This window comes from Tetragenococcus muriaticus DSM 15685, assembly GCF_000423785.1.
GTDB lineage: Bacteria > Bacillota > Bacilli > Lactobacillales > Enterococcaceae > Tetragenococcus > Tetragenococcus muriaticus.
In genome coordinates this window covers 19,338-27,610 of sequence record NZ_AUIQ01000022.1, presented here as the reverse complement: position 1 = coordinate 27,610, position 8,273 = coordinate 19,338, and the positions used below count along the sequence as shown (strand labels likewise).

Sequence of the window (8,273 nt, the reverse complement as noted above, 5' to 3'; positions counted from 1 at the left end):
TTTCCGTAGGTAGGACAACAGGTGGAATCTAGATCAAGCACGAGTTGTTGACTGTTTTGCTGGTCCATGCCTAAATCGCCAAGTTTTTTCGCCACTTGTAATAATTGGTTGATAGTTTCTTCTGTTAAGGTATGAAGCAAAGTAGACATCATAAATTGCGAACTGAGTCGTTCTTGTTTCAATGCTTCCTTAAAAAGGCGATCATATTGTAAGGTGTTGGCGTCTCGGTCTCGAGAATAACCAGCGATCAATTGAAATAACCATTGTTTTACGACGTCCAGCCATTCATGTTGGGCGAAGGAACGATGCTCTGGAATATGAACGTATTGCGCTAACAGTGAATCAAAACGAATTTGATTTAAAAACTCCGAAAGCAAGACGAGCCCCGCGTCATTGGTTAAGTTGCCACCATCGTTGGCGACTGAAATGGCTTTTTGGTCATTGAATGTCAGCGATTTTTGTTGTAAAGTGATAGACATAAGAACGCACTCCTTTATTGTTATGTTTCGTCGACTTTACAATAACACAGAGTGCGTTCTTTTTGTACACCCAGAAGGTGAAGCAATGAAACCTTTAGAAAAAAGAGCATGCCAAGGCTTGAATAATCCTTGGAAAAATTTATAAATCATTCAGGTCTACTTTTCCGTAAATTTCTTTATAAGAAAGTTTAATTTCATCCAATAAACCATTTTTAATACGTATTTTATGTTTTAAACGATTAATCATTGGTTTGATATGGTTCGCTAGATCAGAAAAAAATCGTGTATCAAAGATGGAAATTCCTAATTTTTCACTCATTTCTTCCATATAAGTATATGTAATTTGAGTTACTTGCTCAGAAAATTTATCCGTATCATCAACTACACTTTGCATACGAGAAGAAGCTAAGTATTGATACAGATAAAAGATTTCAATTTCAGGTAAACTTCTATTTAAATATTGCTCAATATTTGTAATTGTGCTATTTGCAACTTCATACAATGTAGTATCTTTTGAAAGTTGCTCTTTTTCTTCTTTTGTCAAAACGTTCCTGTCATTAATTTTCAATAAGCCAACATTTCTTGAACGCGTGATTAAAATATAAAGGTGCGAAAAAATGTTAATATTATATGGATATGGAAGTGTCATTTTTAAGTTTTTCTCTATTTTCTTTATTTTGTTAAGAACAAACAACGCGTCATAAGTATTTAACCTTGATTCCCTTACACTTGCTAGTTCATCAATGTCTACTGTATTAAAAGCTTGTATGAAATCAGCTATCGCTTGTCGTATATTTCCTTCTTCTCCTTGGATAGCTCGATTTTTTCTGATCAACTTTAATTGATATTCTGATAACTGATCCGAGATGGCTTGCTCGTCATTAAAAATCACTGAATCTCCTACATAATAATCTTTAAATAAATCGTACACATTTTTAGCTTTAGGAGAAGTTAATAATAACTCCTCCATAATACGATTCCGCCTTTCTTCAGGTGAATAAGCAGAAGAACTATTATCCATTTGTGTCAAATTCATGGAAATATACTTTTCATAATCTAATTTATATCCCCGTCCTTTTTCAGAAGAAATTAAATCACCTTCTGGATAGTTGTCATTAATTTTTCTTATCAAACGATAAACTGTCTTTTTAGAAACCGCTAATTCAGTTGCTAATTCAGTTGAGGTGACATAATCTCTTTGTTTCGATAGAAGAAGTAATAGATTCTGCTCCCGGTTTTCTTTTGTCGTCATCGTTTCTCTTCCTCCCTTACATTTTTATCTTAACGTATACATTAGAAAGCGCTTCCCTTAGATATGTCCGTTGCAGTGGACATATAAATGAAGGTTATCAGGGAGACTTCCTTTCTTTATTTAACAAATAAGAAAGCTTGGAGTAAATTTCCCTTTATTGTATTTAAAGTGGAAGACAATCATTTTAAATACAATCAGGCCTCAAAAGGTTATTTTTTACAGTCATTATTATATTTTATAGAATTTCATTTTCGTACTTTTGCAAAATAAAAGATTTTAAAGAAAATTCGAACCAAAAATAGCAGCCCCCATCCTTTCAATAAACAACATCATTAAATAAAAAACCTCCTAACTGTTAAATAAAATTAACAATCAGGAGGTTTTTCATTATATAAATCTATTATTTTTCAATAATCCTGGCTGGGTTTCCTACTGCCGTCGCATAGTCTGGAACATCTTTTAATACAACGGCGCCTGCGCCAATTTTACTAGCTTTTCCGATGGTTACCGGACCCAGAATTTGAGCATTCGCACCTATATAAGCTCCTTTTTTGATATGTGGATGTCGTCGTCCAGTATCATCAATATAACGAGAACCAAGCGTTACACCATGTAACATCACTACATCATCTTCTATAATGCTCGTTTCCCCAATAACGACGCCTACTCCATGATCAATAAATACTCGTTTGCCAATTTGAGCTCGGGGTTCTATAGACACTCCCGTTCGATGTTCATTATGCCGTCTCATAACACTGGCTAAAAAAGGGTGTCGACGATAAGCAAAATACTGCGCTATACGATGCCAAAAAAGCGCGCGCACGCCAGGATAAGTCAAAACAACTTCGGCTAAACTGTGAGCCGCAGGATCTTGCTCTAAAATAGCTCGGGCAGTTTTAAACATGGCTAGTTTCCTTTCAAGTAATTAAATCCTTGGGAAAGATCGGCTAAAATATCTTCTTGATCTTCAACACCTACAGACAAACGTATTAATTCATCTTTTATCCCATTAGCTAAACGAGTTTCTTTCGGGATAGAACCATGAGTCATTAAAGCAGGAATTTCGATAAGACTTTCAACTGCTCCTAAACTTTCGGCTAGCGTGATGACTTGTAATTGCTCAACGAATTCCTTAGGGTCTAAACCTTCTTGTAATTCAAAAGAAATCATTGCGCCGTACCCATTCATTTGTTTTTTAGCTGTAGAAAAATCTACATTTTCCGAATTACCTGGATAATAAATTTTACTTACTAAAGGTTGTTCGGCTAAGTAATTAAAAACGGCTTCTGCATTTTGTAAATGTGCACGCATACGCAGCCCCAATGTTTTCATACCTCTTTGTAAAAGCCAACTATCGTGCGGAGATAAGACACCGCCGATCGCATTTTGTAAATAACGAAGTTCTGCTGCTAGCTCTTCATCCTTAGCAACCACAAGTCCAGCAATCACATCACTATGCCCTCCTAAATATTTAGAAGCACTATGAATGACCAAATCTACACCAAATTCAATAGGTCGTTGGATGTAAGGAGAACTAAACGTACTATCTATGATACTTAACAAATGATTGGATCGAGCAATGTCAGCTACAGCTTGAATGTCGGTGACATGAAGTAATGGGTTTGTTGGTGTTTCCAAATAGATCGCTTTAGTATTCGGAGTAATTGCTTGTTTAATAGCAGCCAAATCACGAGTATCGACAGCTGTAAATGTCATACCAAAACGCTTTAACACACCGTCAATCAAACGAAACGTCCCGCCATAAACATCATTGCCTACAATAAAATGGTCACCTGCAGAAAATAAAGAAAAGATCGTTTGTGTTGCAGCTGAACCTGAGGCAAAAGCCAAACCTTCTTGTCCTCCTTCAAGGTCAGCAATTAAACTTTCGACTGCTTCGCGCGTCGGATTTCCTGAACGTGAATAATCATATTTATTTGCGCCAATCTTTTTTTGCTGAAAGGTCGTAGCCATGTGAATTGGAACAGACATGCCCCCTGTTGTTTCATCCATTGAAGTCCCGCCATGTATTAGTTTTGTATTAAATTCCATTATAAATTCCTCTCTTTCTTATTGGTAAATGTGTTTGCTTAAATAACGCTCACTACTATCAGCAAAAATGGTGACAATATTGCTTTTAGGAGGAAGCTTTTCTGCCATTTTTAAACTTGCGGCTAATGCTGCTCCACTTGAACTTCCAATAAATAGGCCTAATTCTTTGGCCGCTTTTTTCACATAGAAAAAGGTCTCCTCATCAGAAATTGTTTGTATCTCATCAATAGGGATCTCCGAAAAAAATGGTGGCATAAATTCAACGCCAATACCTTCTGTTTTATGAGAATGCGCTGGACCTCCATTTAAAATAGAGCCTTCTGGTTCAGTGACCACTGTTTTTAAATGAGGATTTTTTTCTTTTAAATATTTCGCACTTCCTGCAAATGAACCGCCACTGCCTGCTCCTGCTACAAACGCAGCAATAGGCGCTTGCAAATCTTCCTCAATTTCTGGAGCTAACGTATGATAGTAAGTCTCTGGATTCGCTTCATTCTCAAATTGCATGGGAACAAAAGCATTTTCTTGCTCTTTTTCTAGTTCTCGTGCTTTTTTGATGGCCCCTTTGATGCCATCTTCACTTGCCGTATGAACAATTTTAGCTCCTAAGGCTTTCATTAGTTCTTGTTTTTCAAAACTAAAATTTTCAGGGACAACTAAGATCGTAGGTAATTGATAAGCCTGTGCAATCAAAGCAAAACCGATCCCGGTATTTCCTGCTGTAGGTTCAATTACTGTAGTATGACGGTTAATTTCGCCTTCTTTCATCGCCTTTTCGAACAAATATTTCCCTAAGCGATCTTTGATGCTTCCACCAGGATTGTACATTTCTAATTTGGCATAAATATGACTTTGTTTGGGTATTTCCATTTGTAAGTCAATTAAGGGAGTATTCCCAATCAATTGCGTTGCTTGTTTTACTAACATTTTATTCTTACCACCTTTCTTTTGCACGAAAAAAAGCGCGAAAATCATAATTGATTTTCGCGCCCTGGGTCCTTCAAAACCAGCTTGCTATTTGAACTTCTAAAAAAACTCAATTAAGTTCACGCAAAACTAGTCAGATATCACCAAAACGCGACATCTGACAACAGCTGTATGAAAAAATAGCAAACAGATTTCCTTGATTCATCCTAAGATCCTCCGTGTTAAATTCTTAAGGTAAATATAACGAGTTTTTTTTCATTTGTCAAACACTAATTCTCTAAAAAAGAAGCAACTAATTTATCATATTGCATAGCGTCTTTAATAGCGTCACTGTTTCCTCCTAGAATATCTACAAGACGATAACTAAAGGCCATAGCTGTCGCAGGTCCACGACTCGTGGTGATACGACCATCTTTGACTACTAAATGTTCTGAGTACTCGCCAGATTGAATATTTTCTTGCACTCCAGGAAAAGATGTATAGGTTTTATCTTTGAGTAAGCCTGCTTCTTCTAAAGCAATCGGGGCTGCACAAATAGCAGCAATTTGTTTCCCATCTTTATATGCTGCTTGTAAGTTTTCTATTACGGTTGTGTTATTTTTTAAATTATTAGCTCCTTGTGTACCTCCAGGCAACACAATCATATCGAAATCTTTCAAGCTTTCATCTAGAAGTTGATCACTTTTAATAGTGATATTGTGGTTTCCTGTAACTTCCTGGTCGAAACCTACCATAGTCACATCTACTTCTGCTCTACGTAATACATCGACAATCGTTAATCCTTCGATTTCTTCAAATCCTGGCGCAAATACTACAGCTACTTTACTCATAATAAAATTCCTCCTCTTTTATTCAGACTGATCGATGTCTGATAGTACACTACTATAATCAAATTCTGTATTCATAAATGTTTCGTTGTCCGTTGGAAATTTTTGTTCTACAGTATCTACTGTTTGCCATTCAACAGTTGGGACGTCAATTTCAAAAGCTAAGACATGACCACCAAAACGATGGTCATCACTAATAAAATGCAAATGAAAGCCGGTAGCAGAAATGGCTCCAAAGAGCTCAGGCGTATAAATTCCTACTAAAGTCCCGGTAATATCCTCGGCTGTGAACTCTGCTTGATCTTTTGCAACATCAACCAAGTCTGGGTACGGTTTTTCCTGCTTTTGTACCGAACGGCATCTGATTTTATTAAAAGTTCCTTGAATTTTCACAGCTCGGAAAACATTTTTACTCGAAAATTGACAGGTCAATGTTTCTTCTAAAGTTTCTTTCGTTGTCTTTTTTGCTAATGTCTTCTTGTTTTCTGGAACAAAATCAATAACAGCAGCATAAGGTGTCGTTTCTTCCGGTCGAACTTCATGGATTTGACCTTCCACATCAAATCGGTATCCATGTTGGTCTAAAACCACTAGTTCTCCATCTAATTGATCCACAGTTCCTATGCCGATTCCTGCATTTTTTAATACGTTATGGAATGAAAACGCACCGTCAAACCCGCCTTTCATTAGCGTACCTAGTGTATTGTAATGAAATAAACGTCCTGTCATCAGCCTCACCTTTCTTGTTATATGTTCATCTTAACAAAATTTAATCGTTCATAAAAATATAACCATCTAGTGATTCATTTCTTGAATGAACATTACTTTGGCTTTTTAATGTTCATTCAGCAATCAATGGTTCTTTTTTTACCACACAAAAAAAGACTAGGAAAGCACTCCTAGCCTTTTCTAAATTATTCATCAAATTTAAATAGGTCGGTAGATAGATAACGTTCCCCATTATCTGGGACAACAGTCACCACCGTTTTTCCTTTTCCTAGTTTTTTCGCTATTTCAATGGCACCAAAAATATTTGCCCCACCAGAAATGCCTGGCAAAAATCCTTCTTTCGCGCTTACATTATGCGCCATATCAATAGCTTGTTGGCTAGATACAGTAACAATATCTTGATAAACAGATTGATCCAACACATCTGGAACAATCCCGGCTGATATCCCTTGAATTTTGTGTTTACCCTTAATTCCTTCTTTGATTAGCGCTGCTTCAGAAGCTTCTAAACCATAAAGCTGAACATTTTCATTTAATTTTTTAAGGGCATGTCCGACTCCAGTGATTGTCCCTCCAGTTCCTATACCAGCGATAAAGGCATCTGGAGTATTTCCAGCAAAATCTTTAATAATTTCTTGACCGGTCGTTTTTTCATGTATCTCTGGGTTAGCAGGATTTTCAAATTGCATAGGCAAAAAGTACCCATGTTCATCAACTAATTCATGTGCCTTTTGAATGGCTCCGCTCATCCCATCTGCGCCTGGTGTTAAAAGTAATTCAGCACCATAGCCTTTCATCAAAGAGCGACGTTCTATACTCATCGTATCTGGCATAGTAATAATTAAACGATATCCTTTAGCTGCAGCTACCATAGCTAAACCAATTCCCGTGTTTCCTGAAGTTGGTTCAACAATTGTACCCCCAGCTTGCAAACGTCCGTCTTTTTCAGCGGCTTCAATCATGGCAAGTGCAATTCGATCTTTTACTGAACCTCCAGGATTATAAAACTCTAACTTAGCATAAACGTCTGCTGCTTCCTCAGGGACAATTTTATTTAACTTTACCAAAGGAGTATTCCCAATTAACTTCACTATATTATCTACATGACTCATAACATCTCTTCCTTTCATTGATAAATTCTAGGAAAGCTTGATTGTTTTACTGAAAACAATGTTGCAATTTGATAAAAGTTAGAAAGCGGTTCCTAATTTGTTTTCAAAAAACGCCATATCTCCAAATTTTGTTCATACATATACAACATTTCGTCCGTTAATTTTAGTCTAACAAAAAGTAAGTTTAGAGGCAAATATAAGGACATCTTTTCAAATGAATAGTTAAATTCGCCCATGCCCCAACTTGTTCCTTTTGTTAAAATACAATAAAGGAGTGAAGTTATGATGAATGAAAAACTCACTAAACTCAGTAAGCGACTTTCTCTTGTCTTAAGACATCGACCTGAAAAAATTGGAATTAACTTAGATGAGTATGGACGGATAGAAATTAATGAATTCATCGATAAATTCAACGCTCATTACGGGCAAAAAATCGACCAAGCTCAAATTGAACAGATCATAAATGAAAGCCCTAGACAACGTTATGTCATTGAAGGAGATTATATCAGAGCACTATATGGACACAGTGTTTCGGTTTTACCTTTACAAGGGCCTGACATCCCCCCTGAGATTTTATATCATGGTACAAGTCCAACTGCTGCAAAAATCATCCAATCAGAAGGGTTAAATAAGATGGGGCGTGAATTCGTCCATTTATCAGAGAATCTAGAGACAGCTAAAAAAATTGGCAGACGGCACGCTGATCCTCCCGCTGTTTTCTATATTTATGCGCTAAAAGCTGCAGAAAATGGCTATGCTTTTTACTCTACAAAAAGTGGCATTTGGTTAGTCGAACTTCTTCCAGCTAGTTATTTACTCAAAATGTCTTAATAACGAACAAATAATTATATAAAAATAAGGATGGGAAACCTATAGCTGCTAGATTTCCTATCCT

The 8,273-nt window shown here is 36.5% G+C and carries 9 protein-coding genes; 1 reads left to right on the top strand and 8 read right to left on the bottom strand.

Features of this window, described 5'->3' with window-relative positions:
- The 8 genes from G577_RS0105165 to cysK all read right to left on the bottom strand — a co-directional run.
- Nucleotides 1-479: transposase (locus tag G577_RS0105165; RefSeq protein WP_028790281.1), on the bottom strand; the 479-nt coding region annotated here is incomplete at its 3' end.
- 139 nt (nucleotides 480-618) lie between these two features.
- On the bottom strand, nucleotides 619-1,731 hold the full coding sequence (locus tag G577_RS11060) for a BglG family transcription antiterminator (protein ID WP_051176648.1): 1,113 nt from the start codon (nucleotides 1,729-1,731) through the stop codon (nucleotides 619-621).
- 400 nt (nucleotides 1,732-2,131) lie between these two features.
- Complete coding sequence (epsC, locus tag G577_RS0105155; protein ID WP_028790280.1) at nucleotides 2,132-2,635, bottom strand: serine O-acetyltransferase EpsC; 504 nt, start codon at nucleotides 2,633-2,635, stop codon at nucleotides 2,132-2,134.
- Nucleotides 2,636-2,637: 2 nt separating this feature from the next.
- Entirely contained in the window at nucleotides 2,638-3,783 is a 1,146-nt protein-coding gene (locus tag G577_RS0105150; protein ID WP_028790279.1) for a trans-sulfuration enzyme family protein, read from the bottom strand.
- 18 nt (nucleotides 3,784-3,801) lie between these two features.
- The gene (locus G577_RS0105145) at nucleotides 3,802-4,710 is read right to left on the bottom strand and encodes a PLP-dependent cysteine synthase family protein (protein ID WP_028790278.1); all 909 of its coding nucleotides are present in this window, start codon (nucleotides 4,708-4,710) and stop codon (nucleotides 3,802-3,804) included.
- A 269-nt stretch (nucleotides 4,711-4,979) separates the two neighbouring features.
- Nucleotides 4,980-5,540, bottom strand: a complete 561-nt coding sequence (locus G577_RS0105140; protein WP_028790277.1) for a DJ-1 family glyoxalase III — start codon at nucleotides 5,538-5,540, stop codon at nucleotides 4,980-4,982.
- Nucleotides 5,541-5,558: 18 nt separating this feature from the next.
- The gene (gene budA / locus G577_RS0105135) at nucleotides 5,559-6,266 is read right to left on the bottom strand and encodes an acetolactate decarboxylase (RefSeq protein ID WP_028790276.1); all 708 of its coding nucleotides are present in this window, start codon (nucleotides 6,264-6,266) and stop codon (nucleotides 5,559-5,561) included.
- A gap of 185 nt (nucleotides 6,267-6,451) precedes the next feature.
- The gene (cysK, locus tag G577_RS0105130) at nucleotides 6,452-7,378 is read right to left on the bottom strand and encodes a cysteine synthase A (RefSeq protein WP_028790275.1); all 927 of its coding nucleotides are present in this window, start codon (nucleotides 7,376-7,378) and stop codon (nucleotides 6,452-6,454) included.
- Between the two features lie 282 nt (nucleotides 7,379-7,660).
- Here cysK and G577_RS0105120 point away from each other — a divergent pair, with 282 nt between their 5' ends.
- Nucleotides 7,661-8,209: an RNA 2'-phosphotransferase gene (locus tag G577_RS0105120; protein WP_331279469.1), complete on the top strand. Its 549-nt coding sequence runs from the start codon at nucleotides 7,661-7,663 to the stop codon at nucleotides 8,207-8,209.
- Nucleotides 8,210-8,273: the final 64 nt, after the last annotated feature.